Source organism: Kaistia defluvii, from assembly GCF_026343955.1.
In the GTDB taxonomy this organism is placed as follows: Bacteria; Pseudomonadota; Alphaproteobacteria; order Rhizobiales; family Kaistiaceae; genus Kaistia; species Kaistia defluvii.
The window spans coordinates 440,466-466,678 of sequence record NZ_JAPKNI010000005.1 but is presented as its reverse complement, the minus strand read 5'-3'; the positions used below and the strand labels follow the sequence as shown (position 1 = coordinate 466,678).

At 65.3% G+C, this 26,213-nt stretch carries 28 protein-coding genes and 1 tRNA gene; 15 read left to right on the top strand and 14 right to left on the bottom strand.

Annotation, left to right across the window (positions count from 1 at the left end; all coding sequences use genetic code 11):
- Positions 1–25: 25 nt before the first annotated feature.
- The 3 genes from folK to folP are packed head-to-tail and all read right to left on the bottom strand — an operon-like array spanning position 26 to position 1,708.
- Positions 26–508, bottom strand: a complete 483-nt coding sequence (folK, locus tag OSH10_RS15920) for a 2-amino-4-hydroxy-6-hydroxymethyldihydropteridine diphosphokinase (RefSeq protein ID WP_266332862.1) — start codon at positions 506–508, stop codon at positions 26–28.
- Complete coding sequence (folB, locus tag OSH10_RS15915; protein ID WP_266332860.1) at positions 501–872, bottom strand: dihydroneopterin aldolase; 372 nt, start codon at positions 870–872, stop codon at positions 501–503. The genes folK and folB overlap by 8 nt, the downstream gene beginning before the upstream one ends.
- Complete coding sequence (gene folP, locus OSH10_RS15910; protein WP_266332859.1) at positions 869–1,708, bottom strand: dihydropteroate synthase; 840 nt, start codon at positions 1,706–1,708, stop codon at positions 869–871. Before folP ends, folB begins: the two co-directional genes overlap by 4 nt.
- A gap of 256 nt (positions 1,709–1,964) precedes the next feature.
- Here folP and OSH10_RS15905 point away from each other — a divergent pair, with 256 nt between their 5' ends.
- Positions 1,965–3,980: an acetyl-CoA carboxylase biotin carboxylase subunit gene (locus tag OSH10_RS15905; RefSeq protein WP_266332857.1), complete on the top strand. Its 2,016-nt coding sequence runs from the start codon at positions 1,965–1,967 to the stop codon at positions 3,978–3,980.
- A gap of 13 nt (positions 3,981–3,993) precedes the next feature.
- Here OSH10_RS15905 and OSH10_RS15900 read toward each other — a convergent pair whose 3' ends face one another.
- Entirely contained in the window at positions 3,994–5,136 is a 1,143-nt protein-coding gene (locus OSH10_RS15900; RefSeq protein WP_266332855.1) for a ceramide glucosyltransferase, read from the bottom strand.
- A gap of 262 nt (positions 5,137–5,398) precedes the next feature.
- Between OSH10_RS15900 and OSH10_RS15895 the strand changes: the two genes are divergently transcribed.
- On the top strand, positions 5,399–6,061 hold the full coding sequence (locus OSH10_RS15895; RefSeq protein WP_266332853.1) for an HAD hydrolase-like protein: 663 nt from the start codon (positions 5,399–5,401) through the stop codon (positions 6,059–6,061).
- Between the two features lie 16 nt (positions 6,062–6,077).
- Positions 6,078–6,359, top strand: a complete 282-nt coding sequence (locus tag OSH10_RS15890; protein WP_266332852.1) for an acylphosphatase — start codon at positions 6,078–6,080, stop codon at positions 6,357–6,359.
- Positions 6,360–6,384: 25 nt separating this feature from the next.
- On the opposite strand, the gene lipB is transcribed toward OSH10_RS15890, so the two are convergent.
- Positions 6,385–7,083: a lipoyl(octanoyl) transferase LipB gene (gene lipB / locus OSH10_RS15885; RefSeq protein ID WP_266332851.1), complete on the bottom strand. Its 699-nt coding sequence runs from the start codon at positions 7,081–7,083 to the stop codon at positions 6,385–6,387.
- A gap of 225 nt (positions 7,084–7,308) precedes the next feature.
- Here lipB and OSH10_RS15880 point away from each other — a divergent pair.
- Both OSH10_RS15880 and mgtE read left to right on the top strand, forming a co-directional pair.
- Positions 7,309–7,393, top strand: a tRNA-Leu gene (locus tag OSH10_RS15880).
- A 287-nt stretch (positions 7,394–7,680) separates the two neighbouring features.
- The gene (gene mgtE / locus OSH10_RS15875) at positions 7,681–9,099 is read left to right on the top strand and encodes a magnesium transporter (RefSeq protein ID WP_266332850.1); all 1,419 of its coding nucleotides are present in this window, start codon (positions 7,681–7,683) and stop codon (positions 9,097–9,099) included.
- On the opposite strand, the gene OSH10_RS15870 is transcribed toward mgtE, so the two are convergent.
- Positions 9,058–10,026: an alpha/beta hydrolase gene (locus tag OSH10_RS15870; RefSeq protein WP_266332848.1), complete on the bottom strand. Its 969-nt coding sequence runs from the start codon at positions 10,024–10,026 to the stop codon at positions 9,058–9,060. The genes mgtE and OSH10_RS15870 overlap by 42 nt on opposite strands.
- A 254-nt stretch (positions 10,027–10,280) precedes the next feature.
- Between OSH10_RS15870 and OSH10_RS15865 the strand changes: the two genes are divergently transcribed.
- From OSH10_RS15865 to OSH10_RS15845, 5 genes are all read left to right on the top strand, one after another.
- Entirely contained in the window at positions 10,281–11,243 is a 963-nt protein-coding gene (locus OSH10_RS15865; RefSeq protein WP_266332847.1) for a Gfo/Idh/MocA family protein, read from the top strand.
- Entirely contained in the window at positions 11,243–12,397 is a 1,155-nt protein-coding gene (locus OSH10_RS15860) for a DegT/DnrJ/EryC1/StrS family aminotransferase (RefSeq protein WP_266332846.1), read from the top strand. Before OSH10_RS15865 ends, OSH10_RS15860 begins: the two co-directional genes overlap by 1 nt.
- Positions 12,398–12,499: 102 nt before the next feature.
- Positions 12,500–13,651: a GGDEF domain-containing protein gene (locus tag OSH10_RS15855; RefSeq protein WP_266332845.1), complete on the top strand. Its 1,152-nt coding sequence runs from the start codon at positions 12,500–12,502 to the stop codon at positions 13,649–13,651.
- A 61-nt stretch (positions 13,652–13,712) separates the two neighbouring features.
- Complete coding sequence (locus OSH10_RS15850; RefSeq protein ID WP_266332844.1) at positions 13,713–14,531, top strand: aldo/keto reductase; 819 nt, start codon at positions 13,713–13,715, stop codon at positions 14,529–14,531.
- Between the two features lie 27 nt (positions 14,532–14,558).
- Positions 14,559–15,350, top strand: a complete 792-nt coding sequence (locus OSH10_RS15845) for a YdcF family protein (protein ID WP_266332842.1) — start codon at positions 14,559–14,561, stop codon at positions 15,348–15,350.
- Here the strand turns inward: OSH10_RS15845 and OSH10_RS15840 are convergent.
- The 3 genes from OSH10_RS15840 to OSH10_RS15830 all read right to left on the bottom strand — a co-directional run bounded on the left by OSH10_RS15840 (position 15,347) and on the right by OSH10_RS15830 (position 16,608).
- Complete coding sequence (locus OSH10_RS15840; RefSeq protein ID WP_266332840.1) at positions 15,347–15,643, bottom strand: DUF3253 domain-containing protein; 297 nt, start codon at positions 15,641–15,643, stop codon at positions 15,347–15,349. The genes OSH10_RS15845 and OSH10_RS15840 overlap by 4 nt on opposite strands.
- Positions 15,640–16,341: a DUF599 domain-containing protein gene (locus OSH10_RS15835; RefSeq protein WP_266332838.1), complete on the bottom strand. Its 702-nt coding sequence runs from the start codon at positions 16,339–16,341 to the stop codon at positions 15,640–15,642. Before OSH10_RS15835 ends, OSH10_RS15840 begins: the two co-directional genes overlap by 4 nt.
- A 75-nt stretch (positions 16,342–16,416) precedes the next feature.
- Complete coding sequence (locus OSH10_RS15830) at positions 16,417–16,608, bottom strand: hypothetical protein (protein WP_266332837.1); 192 nt, start codon at positions 16,606–16,608, stop codon at positions 16,417–16,419.
- Between the two features lie 229 nt (positions 16,609–16,837).
- Between OSH10_RS15830 and OSH10_RS15825 the strand changes: the two genes are divergently transcribed.
- Positions 16,838–17,275 (top strand): DUF1489 family protein, encoded by a 438-nt coding sequence (locus OSH10_RS15825; protein ID WP_266332836.1) that lies wholly within the window; start codon positions 16,838–16,840, stop codon positions 17,273–17,275.
- Positions 17,276–17,278: 3 nt separating this feature from the next.
- Here OSH10_RS15825 and panC read toward each other — a convergent pair whose 3' ends face one another.
- Positions 17,279–18,127, bottom strand: coding sequence for a pantoate--beta-alanine ligase (gene panC, locus OSH10_RS15820; RefSeq protein ID WP_266332834.1), 849 nt, complete (start codon positions 18,125–18,127; stop codon positions 17,279–17,281).
- Positions 18,128–18,319: 192 nt separating this feature from the next.
- Here panC and OSH10_RS15815 point away from each other — a divergent pair, with 192 nt between their 5' ends.
- The gene (locus tag OSH10_RS15815) at positions 18,320–18,952 is read left to right on the top strand and encodes a DnaJ domain-containing protein (protein WP_266332833.1); all 633 of its coding nucleotides are present in this window, start codon (positions 18,320–18,322) and stop codon (positions 18,950–18,952) included.
- A gap of 54 nt (positions 18,953–19,006) precedes the next feature.
- Here OSH10_RS15815 and OSH10_RS15810 read toward each other — a convergent pair whose 3' ends face one another.
- The gene (locus tag OSH10_RS15810) at positions 19,007–20,548 is read right to left on the bottom strand and encodes a D-alanyl-D-alanine carboxypeptidase (RefSeq protein WP_266332832.1); all 1,542 of its coding nucleotides are present in this window, start codon (positions 20,546–20,548) and stop codon (positions 19,007–19,009) included.
- A gap of 437 nt (positions 20,549–20,985) precedes the next feature.
- Here OSH10_RS15810 and OSH10_RS15805 point away from each other — a divergent pair, with 437 nt between their 5' ends.
- Positions 20,986–21,318 (top strand): phasin family protein, encoded by a 333-nt coding sequence (locus OSH10_RS15805; protein WP_323181611.1) that lies wholly within the window; start codon positions 20,986–20,988, stop codon positions 21,316–21,318.
- An 85-nt stretch (positions 21,319–21,403) separates the two neighbouring features.
- Here OSH10_RS15805 and OSH10_RS15800 read toward each other — a convergent pair whose 3' ends face one another.
- Positions 21,404–21,643 carry a hypothetical protein gene (locus OSH10_RS15800; RefSeq protein ID WP_266332831.1) on the bottom strand — a complete coding sequence of 80 codons (240 nt, stop codon included), beginning with the start codon at positions 21,641–21,643 and terminating at the stop codon, positions 21,404–21,406.
- Between the two features lie 238 nt (positions 21,644–21,881).
- Here OSH10_RS15800 and clpS point away from each other — a divergent pair, with 238 nt between their 5' ends.
- Together clpS and clpA are read left to right on the top strand one after the other, a co-directional pair.
- Positions 21,882–22,211 (top strand): ATP-dependent Clp protease adapter ClpS, encoded by a 330-nt coding sequence (clpS, locus tag OSH10_RS15795; RefSeq protein ID WP_266332829.1) that lies wholly within the window; start codon positions 21,882–21,884, stop codon positions 22,209–22,211.
- A 9-nt stretch (positions 22,212–22,220) separates the two neighbouring features.
- The gene (gene clpA, locus OSH10_RS15790; protein ID WP_266332827.1) at positions 22,221–24,656 is read left to right on the top strand and encodes an ATP-dependent Clp protease ATP-binding subunit ClpA; all 2,436 of its coding nucleotides are present in this window, start codon (positions 22,221–22,223) and stop codon (positions 24,654–24,656) included.
- Between the two features lie 54 nt (positions 24,657–24,710).
- Here clpA and OSH10_RS15785 read toward each other — a convergent pair whose 3' ends face one another.
- Both OSH10_RS15785 and OSH10_RS15780 read right to left on the bottom strand, forming a co-directional pair.
- Entirely contained in the window at positions 24,711–25,613 is a 903-nt protein-coding gene (locus tag OSH10_RS15785; RefSeq protein WP_266332825.1) for a sigma-70 family RNA polymerase sigma factor, read from the bottom strand.
- Positions 25,614–25,682: 69 nt separating this feature from the next.
- The gene (locus tag OSH10_RS15780; protein WP_266332824.1) at positions 25,683–26,153 is read right to left on the bottom strand and encodes a carboxymuconolactone decarboxylase family protein; all 471 of its coding nucleotides are present in this window, start codon (positions 26,151–26,153) and stop codon (positions 25,683–25,685) included.
- Positions 26,154–26,213: the final 60 nt, after the last annotated feature.

Below are 26,213 nucleotides of genomic sequence, written 5' to 3'. Positions count from 1 at the left end.
GCCGTGCTTCCGGCAGCCAGAGACTCTAGAGCGGGCCGATCTTCCGGATATCGTCCGTCTCGACCCCGCCCAGCAACTCGCGGATTGCGCGTCCGCCGATCCGAAGATCCGGCGCGATTTCTGCCAGTGGCACCAGGACGAAGGCGCGCTCGGCCATGCGCGGGTGGGGGACGATCAGGCCTTCCTCGTCGATGCTCTCGTCGCCATAGAGCAGCACGTCCATGTCGAGCGTGCGCGGTCCCCAGCGGATGGCCCGCTCTCGGCCGTGGTCGCGCTCGATGGCAAGGCAAAGAGTCAGCAATTGGCGCGGCGACAATGTGGTTTCGAGTGCGACGCAGGCGTTGAGGTACGGCCCCTGCGGCACCGGCCCCCAGGGCGGGGTTTCGTAGAGCGACGAAATGGACGTCACGCGCACGTCGGGCGTTGCATCTAGCGCCATGATCGCTGCGCGCAGAAGGGCTTCGCGGTCGCCCAGGTTGCTGCCGAGGCCGAGATAGGCGTCAGTCACGGGGACGGCTCCGCTCGATCTCGATCGCGATGATGCCGGTCGAGAGCGGTACGGGCGCCTCCGGCTTGGTGATGCGCACGGTCAGGCGCTCGATCGGCGGATAGGCTTTGAAGATCGCGTTGGCCATCGCCTCGGCCAGGGCCTCGATCAGCTGGAAGCGCTGCGTCCTGCCGATCTCCTCGACCAGCATCGCCATCTCACCGTAATGGACGGTCTTGGCCAGATCGTCGTCGCGTCCTGCCGCCGACAGGTCGAGTTCGGCGGTTATGTCGACGCGGAAACGCTGGCCCAGCACGGCTTCTTCCGGCAGTACGCCGTGATAGCCGAAAAAGCGCAGGTCGTTGATGAAGATACGGTCGGTCATGGGGCTTCGCGGCTGGAGAGGATGGCGTCCGTGACGGCGAGGGCGTCGCGATGGGCGGCGACGTCGTGCACGCGGAAGGACGAGACACCCTTCGCGGCCGCCAGGACGTTGGTGGCGATGGTGCCGGCGAGGCGTTCCCTGGGCTCCCTGCCGGTGATCTCGCCGATGAAGCGCTTGCGCGAGACGCCGAGCAGCACGGGGAAGCCGAGCGCGACGATCTCGTCGATGCGATCGAGGATCCGCAGGTTGTCGGCCATGGTCTTGCCGAAGCCGATGCCGGGATCGAGCACGATGCGGTGGTCGGGAATGCCGGCCTGACGCGCCAGGGTGACCGAGCGCTCGAAGAAGCGCTTCGTCGCGTCCAGGATGGTGGCCGGCGAATAGGTCTGGCGCTCCCAGTGGCTGGCGATCACCGCCGCGCCATGCGCGCCGGCGACGCGGGCGATGTCGGGCTCGCGCTGCAGGCCCCAGACGTCGTTGACGATATGCGCGCCGGCCCTCAGCGCCTGCTCGGCCACGGAAGCCTTGTAGGTATCGACGGAGATCAGCGCTTGCGTGCGTTGGGCCAACGCCTGAACGACGGGGATCACGCGCGCCGCTTCCGTTTCCGCGTCGACCTCGGCGGCGCCAGGGCGGGTCGATTCGCCCCCTACGTCGATGATGTCCGCGCCCTCCGAGAGCAGCAGCCCGGCATGGGCGACAGCCGCCTCCACCCCGTTGTGGTCGCCGCCGTCGGAAAACGAGTCCGGCGTCACGTTGAGGATGCCCATGATCAGGCTGCGACCGGCGGTCCGGCGGTCCAGGTGATCGATGTCGATGCGGGCGACAGGCGCCATGAGGAGCTCTCGGCGAAAAGGATTTGACGAGTCATGCGGCGGCCCTGCGGCCGCGATGCTGTTACAGCACCCAAACCGATTGACCTGTCAACGGATTGTCAGTCGCGCCGGCTACCTCCGGCTGGAATGCGTGGGATGGCCGGCTGGTGGGGGTGTGTCGGGAGGCTTCGGATTCGGTAGCACCATGATTGCCGCTTCCTGCCAGACAGCCTAGAAACCTATTGTCCAGGAAGGCCATTTCCGCCGAGGAGCCCGCATGTTCGACAAGATCCTGATCGCCAATCGCGGCGAGATTGCCTGCCGCATCATCAAGACGGCGCGGCGGATGGGGATCGGGACGGTGGCGGTGTTCTCGGATGCCGACCGCGATGCGCTGCATGTCGAGATGGCGGATGAGGCCATCCATATCGGCCCGGCGCCCGCCGCGCAGTCCTACCTGCTGATGGACAGGATCATCGCGGCTGCGAAGCAGTCCGGCGCCGACGCGATCCATCCCGGCTATGGCTTTCTGTCCGAACGCGCGGCCTTCGCCGAGGCGCTGGTCGCCAACAACCTCGTCTTCATCGGCCCGAACGCCGCGGCGATCGAGGCGATGGGTGACAAGATCCAGTCGAAGAAGGTGGCCGCCGCCGCCCATGTCTCGACGGTTCCCGGCCATCTCGGCGTGATCGAGAGCGAAGGGGAGGCGGTCGAGATCGCGCGCCAGATCGGCTATCCGGTCATGATCAAGGCCTCGGCCGGCGGCGGCGGGAAGGGCATGCGCATCGCCCATTCCGATGCCGAGACGCGCGAGGGATTTCGCCTGTCGCGCTCCGAGGCGAAGTCCTCCTTCGGCGATGATCGCGTCTTCATCGAGAAGTTCATCGTCAATCCGCGCCATATCGAGATCCAGCTGCTGGGCGACAAGCACGGCAACGTCATCTATCTCGGCGAGCGCGAATGCTCGATCCAGCGCCGCAACCAGAAGGTCATCGAGGAAGCGCCGTCGCCGCTGCTCGATGCCAAGACGCGCAAGGCCATGGGCGAGCAGGCCGTGGCCCTCGCCAAGGCGGTCGGCTACGATTCGGCCGGCACGGTCGAGTTTGTCGCCGGCCAGGACAAGAGCTTCTTCTTCCTGGAGATGAACACCCGCCTCCAGGTCGAGCATCCGGTGACGGAGCTCGTGACCGGCATCGACCTCGTCGAGCAGATGATCCGCGTCGCCGCGGGCGAGCCGCTCGCCATCGCGCAGAAGGACGTCAGGCTGACGGGCTGGGCGATCGAGAGCCGCATCTATGCCGAGGATCCCTATCGCAGCTTCCTGCCCTCCATCGGCCGTCTGACCCGCTATCGCCCGCCCATCGAGGCGCATCGCGAGGGCATCACGGTTCGCAACGACACCGGCGTCGTCGAGGGATCCGAAATCTCGATTTTCTATGATCCGATGATCGCCAAGCTCTGTACCCATGCCGCCACCCGCGGCGAGGCGATCGAGGCCATGAGCGTGGCGCTGGATGATTTCGTCGTCGAGGGCATCCAGCACAATGTGCCGTTCCTTTCGGCGCTGATGGCGCATCCGCGCTGGCGCGAGGGGCGGCTTTCGACCGGCTTCATCGCCGAGGAGTTTCCCGACGGATTCCAGGGCGTTACGGCGTCGAGTTCGACGCTGCATCAACTCGCCGTCGTCGCTTTGACGATGGAGATCCTGCGCAAGGATCGGCTTGATCGTCTGGCAGGCCGCCTGGCGCCGCATGCCGGAAACTGGCGCGAGAACTGGGTGGTCTCGATCGGCGGCAACACCGTCGAACTGGAAAGCCCAACGGGAATCGCACTGCTGCCGATGGAGGTCGAGATCGTGCTTCCGGGAGCGCAAGAGCCGGTCACGGTCCTGTCGAACTGGGTGCCGGGCGATCTGGTCTGGGAAGGGGCCATCGACGACGAGCCGCTGGCGGTGCAGGTACGCCCCGCGCTATCCGGCTATCGCCTGCTCCATCGCGGCGTCGACGTCGTGGCGCGGGTGATGACGCCGCGCATCGCCGCGCTCTACAGCCTGATGCCGGAGAAGAAGCCGGCCGACACGTCCAAGTTCCTGCTCTGCCCGATGCCCGGCCTTGTCGTTTCACTGGCGGTCGAGGAGGGGCAGGAGGTCAAGGCGGGCGAGACGCTGGCGATCGTCGAGGCCATGAAGATGGAAAACGTGCTGCGCGCGGATCGCGACCTGACGGTACAGCGGATCGCCGTGAAGCAGGGCGAGAGCCTTGCCGTCGACGCGGTGATCATGGAGTTCGTCTAGCGCCAGCGGCGGCTCAGTCCGCCTCGGTGGCGAGCAGGCTGTCCTTCTTGACGTCCATCTGGTTGCCGCGCCATTCGAAGCCATTGCCGCAGACGGCGGCGATCCAGAGCACGGGTAGCGACAGATCGCGCAGGATCCAGGCGAGCGGCGAACGGCGCGAGTAGTGCCAGTCGAGGTTCTTGGCCAGGAAGGCTTCGGCTGCGTACCAGGCGACGGCCAGAAGCGGCGCGATCCAGCCCGGAATGGCGTCGTTGAAGGCGAGCCAGGTCGCGATCGCGATCGGGAAAAGGCCGCCGGTCAGGAATTCCATGCAGAAGAAAGCCGGGAAGGTGACCCTTCTCAGCCGGGCCCAGCGCAACTGGCGGCTCCAGACGGCGCGCAGCCCGCGGGCGCCGAGCGGCTGGGCGAAGGGCTGGCGCACGAGACGGACGCGCTGGCCGTTGGCGCGGATCGCCTTGGTCGCGGCGGCGTCTTCGGCCGGATCGGCGGCAAGCGCCGCGATGCCGCCATGCCGATCCAGATTCTCGCGCCGCAGGAACATCGACTTGCCCTGGGCGAAGCCCTGGCCCAGCGCATCGGCCGCGAGCTGCCAGCGCGCCTGGTAGGTGTTGAGAAAGGCGCATTCGAACTCGGCGCCGTAGCCCTCCGGCTCGCTGCCGAGTGGCGGGGAACAGACCAGCCCGGTGGTCGCGTCCCAGCGCTCGAGCATGCGATCGATATAGTCCGGCGGCATCAGCACGTTGCTGTCCGTCATGACGATCCACTCATGCTTCGCCGCGGCCCAGCCCTTCACCAGATTGTTGAGCTTCGGGTTGATGCTGATGCGGTCGTCGCCAATCAGCAGGCGGGCGGGGACGGCCGGGTTCGCCGCCATCAGCCGGCGGATGCCGGGGATTGCCGGATCGCCGTCGCTGGCGACGCAGAAGATCAGCTCGTAATCGGGATAGTCGAGCGCGAAGCCGGAGCCGAGGGTCCGGTCGATGGCGTGCTCGATGCCGCAGACGGGTCGCAGGATGCTGACCGGCGGTTGCCCGTGGGGATTTGCCGTGTCGAGACGACTGGGACGGCCGCGCAAGGTGACCAGCGCGATGCTGCCGAGATGGACGAGGGTGGCGAGCAGGCAGAAGATCTTGGCGAGGAAGATGGCGATGCTCATTGCGGCGCCTGGACGGGAAGAGGGGCTGAAGGTCGCGACAAGGCGGTATCGGCTCCTTTGACCCAGAAAGGTCGGATCAGCGCAGGGTAACAGAACGACGCGACGTTGGCGACGCGGAGGATTGGCGAGAGAGCCTCGCCTGCTCTCGTCGCGCAACTGGGTGACGGTTTGATGAAGGCGGCGTGGCGCGAGGCTTGACGAGGGGGCGGGAAGCGAGCAATCCGGGCGTCATCTCCCAAGCCTTCACGGAACCGCCTTGCCCATGACCGCCGCCAAGCTTACCGCGCTCGTCGATCTCGACGGGACGCTGACGGATCCCTATCCCGGCATCAGCGCCTCCATTCTCTACGCGCTGGAGAAGCTGGACCGCCCGGCTGCCGACGAATTCGTGTTGCGCGCCGCCATCGGCCCGCCGCTGGAAGGCAGCTTCGCGGCCATGCTGGACGGCGATGCGATCCTGGCGAAGCAGGCGCTCGGCCACTATCGCGAGCGGTTCGGCACGATCGGTCTGTATGAGAATGCCGTGTTCGACGGCGTTCCCGAGGCGCTTGCCGACCTGCGGGACGCGGGCGTGCAGATGTTTCTTGCCAGTTCGAAGCCACGCGTGTTCTGCGAGCGGATTCTCGATCATTTCGATCTGACGCGCTTCTTTGAGGTGGTTCACGGCTCGGAGTTCGATGGCCGGCTCGGCGACAAGAGCGAATTGATCGGCCACATCCTTTCGGTTGAGGCGATCGATCCGGAGCGCTGTGTCATGATCGGAGATCGGCGCTACGATATCGAAGGCGCACGGTCGAACGGGATCAAGGTGGCGGCGGTCGGCTGGGGTTACGGCACGGTGGAAGAGTTCGAGCGGTTCCCGCCCGACGTTATCGTGCCGCAGGTCGCGCAGCTCGCGCCGGCCGTGCTGCGGCTGCTCGGCTGAGGAGAGGCTGTCGAGAATGACGGTGCGCACGGTTCATGTGATGGTATCCGGGCTTGTCCAGGGCGTCGGCTATCGCGCCTGGACCGAACGGGAGGCGAATGCCCGGCGGCTGTCCGGATGGGTCCGCAATCGGCGCGGAGGGGAGGTGGAGGCGGTCTTCACAGGCGATCCGGCCGATGTCGCCGCCATGCTCTCCGCCTGCCACGCCGGCCCCCGCATGGCCCGCGTCAGCGCCGTCGATGTGGATGAACTGGACTCGGCCGAGCCCGGCCCCTTCCGGGTTCTGCCAGACGCCTGAGCGAGTGGTCCTGGCGATGTTTCCGCTAGCGGACCGTCTCGCCGAACAGCGCTTCGAACTCGCGGCGCAGGATGGCGTCGACTTCCGGCATGGTCACGATCCGGCCGAGATCCGCCAGGCTGGTCACGCCATGGCCCTTCACGCCGCAGGGAACGATCCCGTCGAAATGGTCGAGCTCCGGCTCGACATTGATCGAGATGCCGTGGAACGTCACCCAGCGCCTTACGCGGATGCCGATGGCGGCGATCTTGTCTTCGGCCTCGAAACCCTTTTCGGGGCGGCGAACCCAGACGCCGACGCGGTCGTCGCGGCGCTCGCCGCGCACGTTGAAGCCGGCCAGCGTGCGGATGATCCATTGCTCGAGCGTCGCCACGAACAGGCGCAGGTCGGGTCTCCGGCGGTTCAGGTCGAGCATCACATAGGCCACCCGCTGGCCGGGGCCATGATAGGTGTATTGCCCGCCGCGCCCCGTCTGGAACACCGGAAAGCGATCCGGTGCGATCAGGTCTTCGTCATGGGCGCTGGTGCCGGCTGTATAAAGCGGGGGATGCTCGACCAGCCAGATGCGCTCGCGCGCCGTGCCGGCCGCAATCGCTGCGACCCGCGCCTCCATTTCGGCGACGGCCTCGGGATAGTCGACGGGCGCCTCCTCGATCACCCATTCGACGGGCGGGCTGCCGTCGCGAGGCAGGAGGGAAGCGGTGAGATCGTCGCGCAGGGTCATGGGAGTCGCTCTCGATTGGCGGCCTAGCCAATCTTTCATTGTGTCAGGTCTCATGTCGGTCGATCCGGTCATAGCGCAAGGGAGGGCATTGTTCACCTGTCCCGGAAAAATCGATCCGCCCCGGACTGCCTGTGGATGAAGTGAAACAGTTTTCGAAGTCGCTTGTTTCGTCGGGGGGCATTTGCTACATCCCACCTCGCGCCGGTCAACACCGGCTTGGGTTTCGCGGTCGTGGCGGAATTGGTAGACGCGCAGCGTTGAGGTCGCTGTGCCGAAAGGCGTGGAAGTTCGAGTCTTCTCGACCGCACCAAACCCAAATGCAAAAATCCTCGCAAAGCGGCGGCCCTCGGGCCGCTGTTTTTGTTTCAGGACCCTGGCGCCGCTCGGAGGCGCTCGACGTCTGGGGCAACCTTTTCCCAGCGCCGGGCGTTCGCCCTGCATAGGCTTGCCCTGCCTGGCTGGTCCCGGAAGGCCAGGCAAAAGCATCGCAAGGCCCAGAATGCTCGCAGCGCAGCATTTTCGCTTTGCCCCCGCGCGGTTGACGGCTAAAGCTCGCCGGACCTCCCCTGAAATCTCGTGAACGCGTTCTGAGGGTCCATGTCGGAAGAGCTGACGATCGACAGGCGCGAAGATCGCCAGACGCAGGACCTGCCGCCGCTTCGCGACGAGAACGACAACGTCTCCACGCCGTTCCTGGAAGCGCTGGGCCAGGCGATCGAGACGGGGAACCAGGAGCGCGCCCGCGCGCTGACCGAAGATCTGCATGAATCGGATGTCGGCGCGATCCTAGAAGCGCTCGAACCCGACCAGCGCCCGGCGCTGATCCAGCTGCTGGGCGAATTCTTCGATTTCACCGCGCTTACCGAGCTCGACGAGACGGTGCGCGTCGAGATCCTGGAGGAATTGCCGTCCGAGACCGTCGCCGAAGGCATGCGCGATCTCGATTCCGATGACGCGGTCTACATCCTCGAGGATCTCGACAAGGCCGATCAGGACGAGATCCTCGCCCAGATCCCGTCCGTCGAGCGCCTGGCTCTGAAGCGGGGCCTGGACTATCCCGAAGATAGCGCCGGCCGGCGCATGCAGACCGAGTTCATCGCTGTTCCGCCGTTCTGGACGGTGGGGCAGACGATCGACTACATGCGCGAAGCCGAGGACCTGCCGGAAGAGTTCCACGAAGTCTTCGTCATCGATCCCGGCTATCACCTGCTCGGCACGGTATCGCTCAACCGCCTGCTTCGGACCAAGCGGCCGGTGAAGATCGCCGAGCTGGTCAGCGAGGCGCATCACCTGATCCGCGCCACCGAGGACCAGGAAGAGGCGGCGCGGATGTTCCAGCGCTATAACCTCATCTCGGCCGCTGTCGTCGATGATTCCGACCGGCTCGTCGGGCTTTTGACCATCGATGACATCGTCGACGTCATCCAGGAGGAAGCCGACGAGGATATCAAGCGACTGGGCGGCGTCGGCGACGAAGAGGTTTCCGACAAGGTTTGGTCGATCGCCAGGAGTCGCTTTCCGTGGCTCTTCATCAATCTGGTCACGGCCGTCATGGCGTCTTTTGTCATCGGGCTGTTCGAGCACCAGCTGCAGAAAATGGTGGCGCTGGCCGTGTTGATGCCAATCGTCGCCAGTCAGGGCGGCAATGCCGGGACGCAGACGATGACGGTGGCGGTTCGCGCCATTGCGATGCGCGAACTCGGGCCGCACAACGTCCTTCGCGTCATCGGCCGCGAGTTGCTGGTCGGCGTTTTCAACGGCTTCCTGTTCGCCGCCATCGTCGGCACGATGGCGGTGTACCGTTTCGGAATCCTGGACCTCGGTTTCGTGATCGCGGCGGCGATGGTCATCAACCTGATCGCCGCCGCGCTTGGCGGCATCCTGATCCCGCTGACGCTGAACCGGCTCAAGATCGACCCGGCCATCGCATCCAGTTCATTCGTGACGACTATCACCGATATCGTCGGCTTTTTCTCATTCCTGGGCTTCGCCGCCCTTTGGTTCGGGCTCAACTAGGGTCGAAGCGGCGGCGGTGGACTGCGCGGCTGGGCACGAATCGCTCAGCTGCGGCGCCAGCCAGTCGAGCGCCGGCACGATCGATTGCGACCAGTTGGTCCAGTCGTGCTGGCCCGGGCCGATCCGCAGCGTGGTGTCATAGCCGGCGCGCCGCAGGGCGACGTGCAGGTCCGCCGAGCCCGTTATGGTGCCAAGTTCGTCGCGGTCGCCGGCCGTGATCCAGAAGCTCGGCTTTTCGGCGAGGCCAGCGTCCCTGGTGACGTGGGGAAACACATTGTCCGCGTTGTAGCGGTGGACATCGAACGGTTTGCCGAAGGCGCCGTCATAATATTCGTCGCCCTTCTTGATGCGGACCGCGTCGTCGGGATCGATTGGCTGTGCGATGGCGCCGGAAAGGCTGATCGCGGCGATGAAGCGATCGGGATGGTCGAGCGCGAACAGGGCCGCGCCATATCCGCCCATCGAGAGCCCGCCCACCGCCCGGCCCGCGCGGCAGGCGGCCGTCGGCAGCGTCGTGTCGATCGCCTCGATCAGATCCGTCGTCAGCGCTGTCTCGACTTTTCCGGCTCCGCCGGGGTCCGTATTGTCGACAAACCAGCTTTCGCCGCCGCCATCCGGCATCACCACGACGAGTGGCGGCAATTTCCCCGTGGCGATCTGGTCGTCCAGCGTGCGCGCGATCTTGCCATAGTCGAGCCAGTCCATGTCACCGCCCCCGCCGCCATGCAGCAGGTAGAGGACAGGCCAGCGTATGCCGGCCCGTGGTGCGCTCGCCGGCTTGTAGAGCGAATAGGAGATCGGATGACCAAGGGCGGCGCTGGGCGCGATCCGGTTGCGCTCGACAATTCCCTGCGCCTGGGCCGCGCCGATCATCCCGGCGCCGCATAGAAGCGAACCGATCAGGATGGCGGTCATTCTCTGGGGCATGGTAAGGTTCCCGTATTGCCGGGGACGCCGGCACACCGGCGATGATATAGGAGCCGATCTTTTGGCGGCATCCTTGGCAGTGGCCTGTCACGCGGACGTGATGACCGGGCCGGCAGTGTCGCGCCATGTTTCCCAAACGGACAAAATGTGACCGCCTTTGTGCGGCCATTGATCGACTTTGAACGAAAATTCGTTAGACCGGTGCGGGGCGAAGCGCATTGCTTCGCCCGTCCGAACTGCAGAAAGTAGCGGGATTGACGACGAGCGAAATCAGGACCGGAGTCATCGGACTCGGGTATTTCGGTTCCTTCCACGCGCGGCAGCATGCTGCCAATCCGAAGGGGCGTCTTGTCGCCGTGGTCGACGCAGACCGGGCCCGCGCCGAAGCCGTCGCCGCCCAGTACGGCGCGTTGCCGCTTTTTGATCCGCGCGACCTGATCGGCAAAGTCGATGCCGTGTCGATCACCGTTCCGACCTCGCTGCATCATGCGGTCGCCGCCGATTTCATCGACGCCGGCGTGCATGTGCTGATCGAGAAGCCGATCTGCGATACGCCCGAGGCTGCGCGCGACCTGATCGCCCGCGCCGAGGCCAAGGGCGTTATTCTGCAGATCGGGCATATCGAGCGCTTTTCGCCGGTCTTCGGCCTGTTGCGCGACAAGGTGACGGCGCCGATCACCGTGGAATGCACGCGGATCGGGCCGTGGAAGGGGCGGGCGATCGATGTCGACGTCGTGCTCGATCTGATGATCCACGATATCGACCTGGTCCTGGCGCTGGTCGGCTCGACGGTCATCGCCGTGGAGGCGATGGGATCTCCCGTGCGGGCGCCGACCAATGATTTCGCGCTCGCGCAGCTACGCTTCGCCAATGGCGCCGTGGCGCATATCACCGCGAGCCGCATTGCCGATCGTTCGGAGCGCACCATCAAGGTCGTGGAGTCCGATCGCTATTGGGTGGCCGATCTCGCCGCCCGCACCGTCACGTCCTTCGAGCGCGGCCATGCCGTTCTTTCGCAGGACGAGATCGCCGTGCCGCCGAGCGACAATCTGGCGCTCGAAATCGATTCGTTCCTCGACGCGGCCGCCGGGCTCTGCCGGCCGCTCGTCGATGGCAAGGCGGGGCTCGATGCCCTGATCGTTGCCGACATGATCATTCAGCGTATCGGACAGACGTCGCGACGTGGCGCGACTGTCCCTATTGGAGACCAGCACTGATGGCCGCTTCTTCCCATCCGACCGTCGCGGTCGCTTCCGACCGCATCGGCTTCTTCGATCTGCAGCGCCAGCAGCGCCGGATCCATGACGATGTCCGCAAGCGCATGGATGCGGTGCTGACGCATGGGCAGTTCATTCTTGGCCCCGAGGTTGTCGAACTCGAGGCCAAGCTCGCGACCTTCGCCGGCGTGCCCCATGCGATCGCCGTCTCGAGCGGGCGCGATGCGCTGATGATCGGCCTGATGGCGCTTGGTATCGGGCCCGGCGACGCCGTGTTCGTGCCGGCCTTCACCTTTGCCGCCACCGCTGGCGCGGTCTGCTCGGTCAATGCGACGCCGATCTTCGTCGACGTCGATCCGGCGACCTGCAACATGGACCCGGCCGATCTCGAGCGCGCCATTGACGAAGTGGTGGCCGAGGGCCAGCTCAAGCCGCGCGTCGTCATGCCGGTCGATCTCTACGGTCTGCCGGCGGATTACGAGGCGATCGGCAAGATTGCTGCCAGGCACGACATGACGGTGTTCTCCGACGCGGCGCAGAGCTTCGGCGGCCGCTCCGGCAACAGCCGCGTCGGCGGCATGGCGCCCATCTCGGCGACCAGTTTCTATCCGACCAAGCCGCTCGGCTGCTATGGCGATGGCGGCGCGATCCTGACCGACAATGACGAGATCGCCGAGGCCGTCCGCACGCTGCGCTCGCATGGCCGCCAGGGCACGGGCGACGTCGCCGTTCGCAACGGCATCACCGGTCGCCTCGACACGCTGCAAGCAGCTGTCCTGCTTTCCAAGCTGACCATCTTCGAGGAAGAACTCGAGCGCCGCGACCAGGTGGCGAAGCGCTATGACGCGGCGCTGACCGGCAAGGTCGGCGTGCAGAAGCGCCCCTCCGGCTATTTCAGCGCCAATGCGATCTACACCATCACGGTCGACGACCGCGATGCGCTGAAGGCGGCGCTCGATACGCAGAGCATCGGCAATGCCTTCTTCTACCGGTTGGCGCTGCACCAGCATCCGGCCTTCGCCGAGGCGCCGAAGCGGCCGCTGCCGGTCTCGGAGAAGCTTGCCTCGACCGTCATCAGCCTGCCCATGCATCCCGACCTGACCGATGCCGAGGTCGATCGCGTCATCGCCGCCGTGCTGGCGGCGGTCGACTGACAAGCAGTGCTGCAGCCTCAGGAATTGTTCCTTAAGGGGTTTGGCATATGAACGCACCCGCAGCCAGGGAACGAGGGGGCTGCGGGGAAACTTGCATCATCCATGACCCTGGACGTTTCAACCCTGCTGGTTGTGCTGGCGGTCATGAGCCAGATGGCGGCGCTATCGCTGGTCAGCAACTGGTTCAAGCGCTGGCCTGACCGTCATGTGGTGATGTGGGGCCTGGCGCTGCAGGTTGGCGCCGCCAGTTGCGTCCTGGTACTTCTGCGCGGGCAGATCCCGGACTTCCTGTCCGTAGGCATTGCCAATGCGTTCATCCTGGCCGCGCTCGGCATCACCTGGAACGGCGCGCGCGCCTTCAATGGGCGGTCGACGCGCTGGTGGCCGGTTCTGGTATTCCCGGCGATCTGGATGATCGCCATGGAGGTGCCGGCAATCGGCGATTCTCTGGCTTATCGCATCGCGCTCGGGTCAGTGCTGAGCTTGATCTTGTCGCTGATGCTTGCTTGGGAAATCTGGGCGAAGGGTAAGGATCAACTGGTCTGGCGGGTGCCGTTTGCCTGCGTCCCGGCCCTGCACGCGGTCTTTCTCGTGTTTCGCTTTGTCGCGGCGCTCACCCTCGACCTGCCGTCGGATCTCTTGCAGGGCGGTCCGTTCATCGGCATCGGCCTGTTGGAGCCGATCCTCGTCATGTTCGCGGCGACGATCATCGGCCTGCGCCTTTCCGACGAGCGGCTAAAGAACATCCTCAAGCGGGCGGCGCTGACTGACGGGCTGACCGGGCTGCTGAATCACGGGGCGTTCATGGACCTGGCCCGCGAGCGCGTCGAGCGCGCCCGTGACCAGAACGAGATGATCACGCTGCTCCTGTTCGACCTCGATCGGTTCAAGCAGTTGAACGACCGCTATGGCCATGCGGCCGGCGACGAGGCGCTGAAGTTCTTTTCGACCATCGTGCAGCGCTGCGTCACGAAGGCCGATTTCGTCGGACGGGTGGGTGGCGAGGAGTTCGCGGCCCTGCTGATCGGCTGCGGTGCCGAGCGTGGCCGGCAGGTGGCGGAGCGCATTCGCGCCGAGTTCGCCGGCGATCCGATCCGCCATGCCGGACACAGGATCACCGTCACGGTCAGCGTCGGCGTCATGACGGTCTGCGGCCAGAGGGCCGACTTCGAAAGCCTGATGGTCGCCGCCGACGAGGCGCTCTACGCCGCCAAGCGCGGTGGTCGGGACCTGGTGTTCCAGGCGGCAAGCTGAGCTTGACGCTGTCACGGCCGCGCCCGATGGTAGCCGCCTTATCCCCCCGCGGAGAACTCTCATGCAAACGGTTGAGGCGCATGGCGCCATCTTGCCGGTGATCGGCCTTGGAACCTGGAAGCTCTCGGGGGAAACCGCGAGCATGGCGGTCGCTGCCGCGTTGGAGGCGGGATACCGCCATATCGATACCGCCATCGGCTATGGAAACGAAGCGGAGGTGGGTGAGGGGCTGCGCCGCTCCGGCATCGCCCGCGACGAGGTCTTCATCACCTCGAAGATCCCGCCGGAGCAACTGGGCGCCGACGACATGATGCGGGCGGCCGAAGGCTCGCTGCGTCGGCTGCGCATCGACCAGCTCGATCTCGTGCTGATCCATTGGCCGAGCCGGGCGCTGTCGGCGGCGGAGACGATCCGCTCGCTGAGCCGCGTCAAGCAGCGAGGCCTGGCGCGGCATATCGGCGTTTCCAACTACACCATCCGCCTGCTCGACGAGGCCTGGGCCGCGACCGAGGAGCCGATCGTCGTCAACCAGTGCGAACATCACCCCTATCTCGATCAGTCCAAGCTGCGCGCCGCGACGCTGGCGCACGGCACCGCCTTCGTCGCCTATTGCCCGCTCGGCCAGGCCGATGCGCTGGACGAGCCGGTGATCAAGGATATCGCCGGCCGCTTCGGCCGCACCCCGGCGCAGATCGTGCTGCGCTGGCAGATCCAGAAGGGCTGCGTCGCCATTCCCAAGAGCGCGCATCCGGCCCGGATCAAGCAGAATCTCGATGTGGAAAGCTTCGAGTTGCCGGATGCCGATATGGCTGCCATAGACGCACTCGCGACCGAGGATTCCCGCATCTGCAATTCGGCATTTTCGCCGGATTGGGATTGATCCCGTCCGAGTCGAGAGTCCCTGCTGATGTTCTTCTATGCCGCCAAGCTGGTCTGGTTTTTTCTCCAGCCTTCCGCCGCCCTGATATTGGCGCTTGCGGCGGGTGTGCTTGCCATTGGCTTCGGAGCGGTGCGGGTCGGTGCAGGTCTCGTGATGCTTGCCGCGATCGGGCTTCTGATCGCCGGTTTCTCGCCGCTCGGCGCGGCGCTGATGCTGCCGCTCGAGGAACGCTTTACGCGGGTCGAGCCGGATGGCCCCGTGACCGGCATTCTCGTGCTGGGTGGTGGCATCGACCAGCGGATCGGCGAGGACCGGCAGGCGGTGACCCTCACCGAAGCGGGCGACCGGCTGACGGAAGGCGTGGCCTTGGCGCTGCGCTATCCGGAGGCGCGGCTCGTCTTCACTGGCGGCTCGGACCAGTTCGTGCCGGACGGTCCCACGGAAGGCGAGGCGGCCCAGCGCTTTTTCCGCGCCATGGGCATTCCTGACAGCCGGGTCACGATCGAGGACCAAAGCCGCGACACGGCCGAGAATGCCCGCCTCAGCAAGGCGCTGCTGGACCCGAAGCCCGGCGAGCGATGGCTGCTCGTCACGTCGGCCTTCCACATGCCGCGCTCGATGGGATGCTTCCGGGCGGTGGGCTGGGACGTGCTGCCGTGGCCGTCGGATTTCCGCACCAGCGGATCCGGTGATCTCACGCGGTTCGTGTCGCAGCCCTCGGTCGGGCTGCAGCGCGTCGATGTCGCCACCAAGGAATGGATCGGCCTCGTCGCCTACAGGCTTTCGGGCCGAACCAATGCCCTGTTTCCCAAGCCCTAGCCGGTCGACTCCGTTTTGCCTGCCGTGGCACCCGGCACGGCCGCCGCGATGCGATAGACGCCCTTGAAATCATGCGGGTCGACCGGGCGACCCTTGCGCAGGATCGAGGCGCGGCCGTCATCGGCGAGCCGGATCGCCGTGGCGCGGATCGGCACCATCAGGAGGCGCCAGACCTTCTCGTCATTGCCGGCCAGCGCCCGCGCGACCTCGGTCGGATCGAGGCTCTTGCCCGCGGGGAGGGAGGTGAGCAGGCCGACCAGGACGGTCTCGATCTGCTCGTGGCTAACTTTCATGTCGGTTCCTGACGCGCTGCGGCGATGACGATCTTGGCCGAATCCGAGAAGAACTGCCGGTGCAGCTGGACGAGCGCGACCACCAGCGTGGTGACGATCAGTGTCCAGCCATTCACGAACCAGCCCAGATAGCCGATGGAAAAGAAGAAGGCCCGGAGGCCGTGATTGAAGTGGCGGCCGGCGGTGATGGTGAAAACCGCGGCGCGCTCGGCCGCCGCGATCGTCTCGGGTTCCGCGGCGTGGGCCGCCGTCGGCGTCGCCCCGATCAGGATCGAGGCATAGTTGAACAGCCGGTACGACCAGCCGAACTTGAAGAAGGCATAGCCGAAGATCAGCATCAGCCCCACGACCTTGGCCTCGAACAATCCCTTCGGGATCGCCTCGACCAGGGCGAGGTCGCGCATGACGCCATAGACGTGATCGGCGGCGTTCAGCATCGCGAAGCAGCCACCGATCGCCAGCAGGGAGGTCGACGCGAAAAAGGCCGTCCCGTTCTGCAGCCCGCTCATGATGCCGGTATCGATCATGCGGAGGTCGCGGTGCATCATCGTGCGCATCCACTGGCGGCGCTGGATATCCATGGCCGAGGACAGGGTGCGGCCGCTGCCGGCCAGATGGGTCAGGATCACCGAATAGAGGATCCACGACGTCACGAAGAAGATGATGGCGACGCTATCGACCGTGGAGATCTCGATCACTATACGCAGCTCCCTGCCAGCCCATGTCGGCGGCCGTGATCGTGCCAAACCGGCGCGGGCTAGGCAACTCGCGGTTCAGCGCGGCGGCAGCAACCGTGCGATCGGCCGCCTCAGCACGACGGCGGCGAACAGGATGCCAAGGCCAAGCGCGCCGAGGATCGGTTCGCGGGCGAACATGCCGGCCGCCGTCAGCGCCATGCCGGCGATGATGCCGACCATCGCCACGCGGCTTGCCTTGTCGTCAAGAGAGGGCTTCGGGTCCGTCATTTTCGCCTCGTGGTCCGGGGGCGGCACAGCGGGGGCCGGCCGTCGATGTCCAGTCAGCGCCATGTTCGAGCGCCCTTCACGCTTTCGCGGGACAGGCGGAACGCTTATGCTAGTTTGCGCCGTTTCCAGACAGGCTCATAGGCCAGTCCGAAGCTGAGCGCCAATTCATCCTTGTGGAAAAATTGCCGCGGCTCTCGCCGCGCTCCCGTTTGAGGACACGTGTTCCGGCATGGCCCTGCATCTCATCAAGCTTTGCGTCGGCGTCGAATCGATCGAGCAACTGGCCGACTGGATCGAGCAGGACATCGCCCGCCAGCGCGGCATGGGCCTCGATCCGGAAGACACGCACACCACGCGCATGATGCCGAAGCGCATTCCCGAGCTGCTGGACGGTGGCTCGCTCTACTGGGTGATCAAGGGCCAGGTCCAGGCGCGCCAGCCCCTGCTCGACCTGCAGGCCGTCACCGGGGCTGACGGCATCCAGCGTTGCCGGATCGTGTTCGAACCCGAGGTGGTGCCGACCGAGTGGCAGCCCAGGCGGCCCTTCCAGGGCTGGCGCTATCTGCTGGAGAAGGACGCGCCGCGCGACCTGGCATCGATCGGTGGTGGTGGCGACGAATTGCCTTCCGCCCTCAAGGCCGAACTCGCCGAACTCGGCCTTCTCTGACCCTCACACCGCGATGTTGTCGATCAGGCGGGTCTTGCCCAGCCAGGCGGCCGCCAGCATCCGGCGCGGTTCCTGCGCGAGGTCGCCGATTTCCGCCAGCGTCTCGGCATTTCGCAGCACCAGATAGTCGACCCGGAAGCCCGCCGCCGTCAGCGTCTCGCGGCCTTCGGCAAGCGCCGCCTCGACGTCGCCGCCGGCCCGGATCGCGTCCGCTGCCTTGCGCATGGCGCGCGAGATCGTCGTCGCGGTCTGTCGCTCTTGGGCCGAGAGGTAGGCGTTGCGGGAGGAGAGGGCGAGGCCATCGGGTTCGCGGATGGTCGGCAGGCCGACAATGTCCGTCGGCAGGCGGAGGTCGCGCGCCATTTGCCGCACGACCATCAGCTGCTGGTAGTCCTTTTCGCCAAACATCGCGACGTCAGGGAAACCGGCGATCAGTAGTTTGGAAACGACGGTCGCGACGCCCGAAAAGAAATGAGGCCGGAAATCCGTTTCCAGCCCGATCGCCGGGCCCGCGAGCGATACGGTCGTCGCATAGCCGGCCGGATACATCTCGTTGGCGTTGGGGGCGAACACCGCTTCGACGCCAAGCTCCGCCAGTTTGGCGACATCGCTTGCCTCGGTGCGCGGATAGGAGCCGAAATCCTCGGTTGGCGCGAACTGGGTCGGATTGACGAAGATCGTCACGATGATGCGGTCGGCTCGTTCGCGCGCGGCGCGGACAAGCTCCAGATGCCCGCTATGCAGCGCGCCCATGGTAGGCACCATGGCAACGCGATGGCCTTCGCGTCGCCATGCGGCGACGGCGGTGCGCAGGTCGTCGACGGTGCGGTGGATGATCGGGCTGGCAGGCATGGCATGTCCTCATTGCGCAGCGCGGCGGCCAAAACCGCCTCGTGACGGCGAGGGCGGCGCTGGCTACCGTGCCGCGCCTGTCTAGCAAATCACGCGGGCATCATCCATTGCGGCGCGGGCCCTTGCCGCGAGGGAGAGTTGCCCGCAATAGAGAGGAGAGGGCCGGAAGGAATCGGCCGGTTTGGAGTGCCGATGGGCCTGATTATTCCGTTTCTGGGCGTGCTTGCGGTATCGATCGGAATCGCTTTCCTGTTCGGCGGTGAGAAGGGGGCGCATGCCCTGGGCCGGGCCGTGCGGCGCGGCGCCGCCGGTGCCCTGATCTCGACGGGGATCTTCACGGCGGCAACCGGACGTCTGGGAGCGGGCATCCCGCTTCTGGCGATCGGTCTCTGGCTGCTCAAGCCGAAGCTTCTCGAATCGAGGAAGCCATGGATCGAGGCTGGCCAGGTTCGGCAGGGCCGGTATGCCGGACGTTCCCTCCAGAGCTTGAGCCCCGAAGAGTTGGTGGTTCTCTATTCCGAAGTCGCGGGCAGGGCCCGTGACCGCGTCTTACTCGAAGCTTATCTCGACCGCCGCATTCCCGGTTGGCGTGAACACGTCGAGAGTGACCCGACAGGCCGGTCGCGCCGCACGGCGCGCGCGGGCGCCATGACAGATGAGCAGGCCTACCAGATCCTTGGCCTTTCGGCCGGCGCTTCCGAGGCCGAAATCAGAGCGGCCTACCGACGGCTGATGAAACGCGTCCATCCCGACCAGGGAGGATCGACGTTCTTGGCCGCCCAAATCAACGAGGCGAAGGAAAGACTCCTCGGCGGACATCGCTAGCTCCCGGACGCAGGTACAAAAAAGGAGGGCGAAATTCTCGGGCGTGGCCTGCCTTTACTGACGGATGGCAAGGCAGGACACATCGCGCTTCGTCAGGTATGCGCAAACAGCGCGGGCCTGATCCTTGTTGTCGAACCCCGCGAAGCGGGCCCGGTAGAGGGTCGAGGATCCCTTGGCGACGGGCTCGACGCTCGGCGTTGCGCTGGCCAGCATCTTGCCGGCCTTGGACCTGGCGCGATCCAGCATCAGCTTGGCACCGTCTTGATCCGGCGCGGCGGCGATCTGGATTTTCCAACCATCGTCGATCTCGGCGGTCGGAGCGTCCGAAGCGGTGATGCTGCCGGTGAAGCTGTCGCCGGCATCGTCGTCGGCGGTCGGAACCGGCTGGACGATCGCTGCCGTCTTCACGGAAGGCCGGGCGATCGGCTTGCCGGCCGGGCCGGTCTGGAAAACCATCCGGGGGCCGCGAGCGGCGGCCGGTTCGATCGGCTCTGCCGCATAGGCCTGGACGGAGACGGGCTCTTCATCCTCGGCATCGGCGACCTGGACCGGGGCGGGCGTCGGAATTGGCACAGCCTCGGCGAGCGGCAGCGGCTTGGCGAGCGGCATGGCCGTCGCGAGGATGGTCTCCACTCGAGAAGGACGCGCGGTGGGAACCGGCGCCGGCGCTGCGACCGCGACTTCGGTTTCGACATCGGCCGCCGGAGCATTCTGGGCGCGTGCGAACAGCGACCGCGACTTTGCCGGGCCTGCATAGGCGACGGGCAGGTACTTCTCGAGCATCGTCGCCATCTGCTTGTCGCGGGCGGCGCCTGTGTTGCCGCCCATGACGGTCGCGACCAGGGCGCGGTTGTCGCGCTTCACGGAGGAAACGAGGTTATATCCCGACGCGTTCGTGTAGCCGGTCTTGATGCCGTCCACGCCATCGACGCGGCCGAGCAAGCGATTGTGACCTCTGATCACGCGGCCATTGTAGACGAAGCTCTTGGTCGCGAAATATTTGTAATAGCGCGGATAGCGGTCCTGGAGCGCACGGCCGAGGGTCGCCATGTCGCGCGCCGTCGACCACTGGCCGTCATTGGGCAGGCCGGAGGCATTGCGGAACGTGGTGCGGCTCATGCCGATCGAGCGGGCGGTCTTGGTCATGCGCTGGGCGAAGGCGGCTTCCGAACCGGAGAGGTTCTCGGCGATGACCACGGCGGCGTCGTTGGCGGAACGGGTGATCAGGCCGAGCATCGCGTCGCGGACCGCGATGGTCGAGCCAGGCTTGAGGCCAAGCTTGGTGGGACTCTGGCGCGAGGCAAAGGCCGAGACCTTCAAGCGCGACGACATGGTGAGCCGGCCGCTCTCCAGTTCGCCGAAAAGCAGATAAAGCGTCATCATCTTGGTGAGCGAAGCGGGCCGGCGCAGCGCGTCGGGCTCTTTCGAGTACAAGACCTTGCCGGTCTTGGCGTCGACGACGATGGAAGAGTTGGGCGCTGCGGCGGCTTCGACGGTCACCGCGGTCAACGCAACGCCGGCGACAAGAATGCCCGCCAGAGCGCGACGAACCGAGCGGACGCAATGCCGGCCGAGGGGGTTCAGGCCCATCAACATGTGAGTGATCTCTCCGCGTCTCGCAGAACCGGAGCGTCAACTCCGGCAGTGCCCAATTACCAACTGACCGCAAGACCGGAACTTTTTTGAGGCAGGAATGGCGGTTCTGAAATTTTGCCGCCGACAGACCGAAATGGCGGCCGCCAGCAGTTTCGTTTCCGATTTCCATTCCCGGCCCCTGAAAGCGTGCTCACGCCAGTTCGGCGTCGCTTTCCGGCCTTATGAATGGAAGCTAAGGAAACGCCGTTACGAATCCGTAAAAATTGCGGATCTGGTTTGGGTCCCGTTTTGGGGCTTGCGCAGGATGCCGCAGCGTCGCGCTTGCCAGCCTGGCATTGTGCGGTGCAGCAAATTTTCTTGACTTCAGTCCTGCCCTGCCTGAACGTGCTCGATATGAAACCTGCTATGGCGCGGGTTTATCTGCGGAGGGCCTCTCTTTGATCCAGAATTTCGACGGCGTGCAGAAGGCAAGCAAGGAAAGCATCGATCTCGCGATGAAGAGCTTCGGTTCGATGAGCGAGGGCCTCCAGGCGATTGCCGTCGAGGCGGCGGACTATTCGAAGAAGAGCTTCGAGACGGGTTCGGCAGCGCTCGAGAAGATCCTGTCCTCGACCAGTGTCGAGAAGGCCGTCGAGGCGCAGAGCGAATACGTCAAGACGGCCTATGAGGGCTATGTCGGCCAGATGACGAAGCTGAGTTCGATGATGACGGAAATGACGCGCGAGGCCTACAAGCCGTTCGAAGGGCTTTTCGGAAAGTTCCCGAGCTAGCCTGTCGGCGTTCCTGGAATTATGAGCCCGGCCTTCGAGCCGGGCTTTTTGCTGGCGTGGCCCCACTTGCCGGCCCGGTAGCCCGCTAGTCCATTTCCTCCGGGAGGGTGCCGTAGCGGGCCAGCGTCACCGGCTCGCCATAGTCGCCCATCTCCGCATCGACGGCGATCTGGAAGGCGATGACGCCAGCGCGGCTGTCCGAGAGCTTCTGCGCTCTCTGCTTCGCATTTTCCGCCGAACTGGCTGCCACGGCTGGCTCTGCTTCGAGCTTGCCGCGCTTGTTCAGGCGGTAGGGCTGCACGATGAACTGTGTGGTAACGGCCATTCAGGCTCCGATCCATTCCGTGTCGGGGGCGACCGGCCGGTTGAGATAGGACCGAAAGTGGCGCGATGTCCATGCGTCGGGCCGGCTGCACTTCCATCGGTGAGAAGCCTCCCCATATAAAGCGTCGACACCTTCCCGCCTGTCTGGCGAGCGGTAGCGCGGATCCTCGAAATGAGCGATTGCGCTGCAGCGTGATTATCGGCAGGATTCCGTTTTAGCGACGTATCGATCGAACCATATGAGCAAAGAACCTCGTCGTTCCGATGATGGCGACAACGACATTGGCGTCGTCACCAAGACACGGCCGAAAATCAAACGGCCGAACCTGTATCGCGTTCTGCTTTTGAACGACGACTACACGCCGATGGAATTCGTCGTGCATGTCGTCGAACGGTTCTTCAACAAGAACCGGGAAGAGGCGACGCAGATCATGCTGCATGTGCATCAGCATGGTGTGGGGGAGTGTGGTGTCTTCACCTATGAAGTGGCCGAGACCAAGGTCACCCAGGTGATGGATTTCGCGCGCAAACACCAACATCCGCTGCAATGCGTGATGGAAAGGAAGTGAGGTCCTAACGTGCCGTCATTCTCCCGAAGCCTCGAAAAGGCCCTCCACCAGGCGCTCGCCTTCGCGAACGAACGCCATCAGGAATACGCGACACTCGAACATCTCCTGCTCGCTCTGATCGAAGATCAGGACGCGGCTGCCGTCATGCGTGCCTGCAATGTCGATCTCGACATGCTGAAGCGCAGCCTTATCGACTACATCGACACGGAACTGGCCAATCTGGCGCACGGCCCCGAGGAAGACTCGAAGCCGACCGCCGGGTTCCAGCGCGTCATCCAGCGCGCCGTCATCCATGTGCAGTCGTCTGGCCGTGAGGAGGTCACCGGCGCCAACGTGCTCGTCGCGATCTTCGCCGAGCGCGAGAGCCATGCCGCCTACTTCCTGCAGGAGCAGGACATGACCCGCTACGACGCGGTCAACTACATCTCGCACGGCATCGCCAAGCGCGCCGGCATGAGCGAGAGCCGGCCTGTGCATGGCGTCGACGATGACGCCGCCACGGTCGACAGCCGCGAGGAGAACAAGAAGAAGGCCGACGCTCTGGATGCGTATTGCGTCAACCTCAACGAGAAGGCGAAGAAGGGCAAGATCGACCCGCTGATCGGCCGCGACATCGAAATCGCGCGCACGATCCAGGTCCTCTGCCGCCGTCAGAAGAACAACCCGCTCTTCGTCGGCGACCCGGGCGTGGGCAAGACCGCGATCGCCGAAGGCCTGGCCAAGCGCATCGTCGAGGGCGATGTCCCCGACGTGCTGGCCGGTTCGACCATCTTCTCGCTCGACATGGGCACGCTGCTCGCCGGGACTCGCTATCGCGGTGATTTCGAGGAGCGGCTGAAGCAGGTCGTCAAGGAGATCGAGGAATATCCGGGTTCGATCCTGTTCATCGACGAGATCCACACCGTCATCGGTGCGGGCGCCACGTCGGGCGGGGCGATGGATGCCTCCAACCTGCTGAAGCCGGCCTTGGCCGGCGGCGCGATCCGCTGCATCGGCTCGACCACCTACAAGGAATACCGGCAGTTCTTCGAGAAGGACCGGGCGCTCGTCCGGCGCTTCCAGAAGATCGACGTCAACGAGCCGACGATTCCCGATGCGATTGAAATCCTGAAGGGGCTGAAGCCCTATTTCGAGGACTTCCACCGCGTCCGCTACACCAATGACGCGATCAAGTCGGCGGTCGAACTGTCGGCCCGCTACATCCATGACCGCAAGCTGCCGGACAAGGCGATCGACGTGATCGACGAGACCGGCGCCTCGCAGATGCTGATCCCGGAGAACCGCCGGAAGAAGACCATCGGCGTCAAGGAGATCGAGGACACCATCGCCACCATGGCGCGGATCCCGCCCAAGACGGTGTCGAAGGACGACCAGGAAGTGCTGAAGAGCCTGGAGACGACGCTGAAGCGCGTCGTGTACGGGCAGGACAGCGCTATCGCCCAGGTCACCTCGGCGATCAAGCTGGCCCGTGCCGGCCTGCGCGAACCGGAGAAGCCGATCGGCTCCTATCTGTTCGCCGGACCGACCGGCGTCGGCAAGACCGAAGTCGCCAAGCAGTTGGCGGCGAGCCTCGGCGTCGAGCTGATCCGCTTCGACATGTCGGAATATATGGAGCGCCACACGGTCTCGCGGCTGATCGGCGCGCCTCCGGGCTATGTCGGCTTCGACCAGGGCGGCCTGCTGACCGACGGCGTGGACCAGCATCCCCATTGCGTGCTGCTGCTCGACGAGATCGAGAAGGCGCATCCGGATCTGTTCAACATCCTGTTGCAGGTCATGGATCACGGCAAGTTGACCGACCACAACGGCAAGCAGGTCGATTTCAGGAACGTCATCCTGATCATGACCACCAATGCCGGCGCGGCCGATCTCGCCAAGCCCGCCATCGGCTTCAAGTCGACGACGCGCGACCCCGACGACCAGGAGGCAATCAACCGCCTGTTCGCGCCGGAGTTCCGCAACCGTCTCGACGCGATCGTCCAGTTCGGCAATCTGCCGATCGAGGTCGTGCACAATGTCGTGCAGAAGTTCGTGCTGCAGCTCGAGGCCCAGTTGGCCGATCGCGGCGTCACCTTCGATCTCTCGCCCGAGGCGGTCGATTGGCTGGCCCACAAGGGTTACGACCGGCAGATGGGCGCCCGCCCGCTTGGCCGCGTGATCCAGCAGTACATCAAGCAGCCGCTGGCTGACGAGGTGCTGTTCGGCAAGCTGCGCAAGGGCGGTACGGTCAAGATCACGGTCGAGACCAAGGAAAACGGCGAAACCGGCCTGCATCTCGACCCGATCGAGGATGGTCCGGTGACGCCGAAGCCCGAACCCGAGGAGCCGAAGGCCAAGGCGAAGCCCCGCCGCAAGGCGGCCAGCGCCAAGAAGGCGGCCGCCGAGACGCCGACTCCGCCGAAGCGTGGCGGGCTGGTGCCCAAGGTACCCCTGAAGACGGAATGATCCGTCCGGCCTGAACGAGATGAAAGCGGGGCGCAGAACTGCGCCTCGCTTTTTTTACGGATGGATGGTGGCTGGCAGGAAGGCTTCGGCGCCGGCGAGCTTGTCGGGATTGCGCATGCTGTAGATGGCCCCGATCCGCCCATCCTCGATTTCCAGCGCGGTCACCTGGAGCGCGCCGAACAGGTCCATGGCCACGAAGCCGGGCAAGCCGTTGATGCGCAGCGGTCCCGACCAGATCGGGTTCGGATGGGCTGTCGGCTTCTGGGCGAGGCCGGCAAAGAAGCGGCCGATCTTTTCCGCGCCGTAGAGGATGTTCAAGGTGGCAGGACGCTTGCCTCCGCCGTCGCCGTGCAGGCGGGCGGCATCCGCCAGTAGATCGCGCAGCGCTGTGGCGTCGCCACTATTGGTCGCGGCGAAGAAGGCCGAGGTCAGCCGGGTCGCTTCCTCGGCGTCGACCTCGAAGCGGGGTTTCGGCTCGCCGACATGGGACCGCGCGCGAACCAGCAGTTGACGGCACGCGGCTTCGCTCCGGTGGAGCGCGTCGGCGACGTCCTTGAATGCGATCTCGAAGATATCGTGAAGGATGAAGGCGGCGCGTTCGAGCGGCGAAAGGCGCTCGAGCGCCAGCATCAGCGCCACGGGCGCATCGATGCGGTCGTCCGCGGCAGCGTACAGGGGAGCGTCGATCGGTTCGATGATCGGCTCCGGCAGCCATTGGCCCACATAGGTCTCACGCCGCGCGCGTGCCGACTTCATGGCGTCGAGGCAGAGACGCGTCACGACCTTGCCGAGCCAGGCGCGCGGGCTCGCCAGTCCGGACGGCGCGGCGCCGTGCCACCGCAGAAACGCTTCCTGGACGATATCCTGTGCATCCGCCAGCGAACCCAGCATCCGATAGGCGAGGCCGGTCAGAAATCGCCTGTGCTGTTCGAACTCGGCCGTCGACGCGTCGACCATTGCGCTCCCTCTGACCATCGATTTCGGCCGGATGGGCCGCCGAGCGAACCCATCCGGATGCGGTGTTGCTCAGGCAGCCTGGCGCGCCGCCTGCTTGCGATCGTTCGGATGCACCGTGCGGAAGCCGACGGAAAGCCGGTTCCAGGCGTTGATCGTGCCGATGAGCAAGGTCAACTCGACCTGTTCCTTTGGCGTGAACTCGGCCTTCAGGGCCTCATAGTTGGCGTCAGGTGCCTGCGTTTGGGCGATCAGCGTCAGGGCTTCGGTCCAGCCGAGTGCTGCCCGTTCTCGCGGCGTGTAGAGCAGCGACTCACGCCAGGCACTGAGCAGATAGATCCGCTCCTCGGTCTCGCCATGCTTGCGCGCGTCGGCCGTGTGCATGTGCAGGCAATTGGCGCAGCCATTGATCTGCGAGGCGCGGATCTTCACCAGTTCCTGCAGGCTGTGCTCGATGCTGGAAGCCGCGAGCTTCAGGCTCGTTTCCTGCATCGCCTTCACGGCGTCGGGGGCAGCGATATAGGGGTTCAGTCTCTCGTGCATCATCGTCTCCGTTGGTTGACGGAGTAAGACGAGCCAGCCGCAGGATCTGTGACACGACCC

Coding starts and splice junctions, on each gene's coding strand:
- folB (WP_266332860.1), bottom strand. CDS start 872: ATGACCGACCGTATCTTCATCAACGACCTGCGCTTTTTCGGCTATCAC.
- folP (WP_266332859.1), bottom strand. CDS start 1,708: ATGGCGCCTGTCGCCCGCATCGACATCGATCACCTGGACCGCCGGACC.
- OSH10_RS15905 (WP_266332857.1), top strand. CDS start 1,965: ATGTTCGACAAGATCCTGATCGCCAATCGCGGCGAGATTGCCTGCCGC.
- OSH10_RS15900 (WP_266332855.1), bottom strand. CDS start 5,136: ATGAGCATCGCCATCTTCCTCGCCAAGATCTTCTGCCTGCTCGCCACC.
- OSH10_RS15895 (WP_266332853.1), top strand. CDS start 5,399: ATGACCGCCGCCAAGCTTACCGCGCTCGTCGATCTCGACGGGACGCTG.
- OSH10_RS15890 (WP_266332852.1), top strand. CDS start 6,078: ATGACGGTGCGCACGGTTCATGTGATGGTATCCGGGCTTGTCCAGGGC.
- lipB (WP_266332851.1), bottom strand. CDS start 7,083: ATGACCCTGCGCGACGATCTCACCGCTTCCCTCCTGCCTCGCGACGGC.
- mgtE (WP_266332850.1), top strand. CDS start 7,681: ATGTCGGAAGAGCTGACGATCGACAGGCGCGAAGATCGCCAGACGCAG.
- OSH10_RS15870 (WP_266332848.1), bottom strand. CDS start 10,026: ATGCCCCAGAGAATGACCGCCATCCTGATCGGTTCGCTTCTATGCGGC.
- OSH10_RS15860 (WP_266332846.1), top strand. CDS start 11,243: ATGGCCGCTTCTTCCCATCCGACCGTCGCGGTCGCTTCCGACCGCATC.
- OSH10_RS15855 (WP_266332845.1), top strand. CDS start 12,500: ATGACCCTGGACGTTTCAACCCTGCTGGTTGTGCTGGCGGTCATGAGC.
- OSH10_RS15850 (WP_266332844.1), top strand. CDS start 13,713: ATGCAAACGGTTGAGGCGCATGGCGCCATCTTGCCGGTGATCGGCCTT.
- OSH10_RS15845 (WP_266332842.1), top strand. CDS start 14,559: ATGTTCTTCTATGCCGCCAAGCTGGTCTGGTTTTTTCTCCAGCCTTCC.
- OSH10_RS15840 (WP_266332840.1), bottom strand. CDS start 15,643: ATGAAAGTTAGCCACGAGCAGATCGAGACCGTCCTGGTCGGCCTGCTC.
- OSH10_RS15830 (WP_266332837.1), bottom strand. CDS start 16,608: ATGACGGACCCGAAGCCCTCTCTTGACGACAAGGCAAGCCGCGTGGCG.
- OSH10_RS15825 (WP_266332836.1), top strand. CDS start 16,838: ATGGCCCTGCATCTCATCAAGCTTTGCGTCGGCGTCGAATCGATCGAG.
- panC (WP_266332834.1), bottom strand. CDS start 18,127: ATGCCTGCCAGCCCGATCATCCACCGCACCGTCGACGACCTGCGCACC.
- OSH10_RS15815 (WP_266332833.1), top strand. CDS start 18,320: ATGGGCCTGATTATTCCGTTTCTGGGCGTGCTTGCGGTATCGATCGGA.
- OSH10_RS15810 (WP_266332832.1), bottom strand. CDS start 20,548: ATGTTGATGGGCCTGAACCCCCTCGGCCGGCATTGCGTCCGCTCGGTT.
- OSH10_RS15800 (WP_266332831.1), bottom strand. CDS start 21,643: ATGGCCGTTACCACACAGTTCATCGTGCAGCCCTACCGCCTGAACAAG.
- clpS (WP_266332829.1), top strand. CDS start 21,882: ATGAGCAAAGAACCTCGTCGTTCCGATGATGGCGACAACGACATTGGC.
- OSH10_RS15785 (WP_266332825.1), bottom strand. CDS start 25,613: ATGGTCGACGCGTCGACGGCCGAGTTCGAACAGCACAGGCGATTTCTG.
- OSH10_RS15780 (WP_266332824.1), bottom strand. CDS start 26,153: ATGCACGAGAGACTGAACCCCTATATCGCTGCCCCCGACGCCGTGAAG.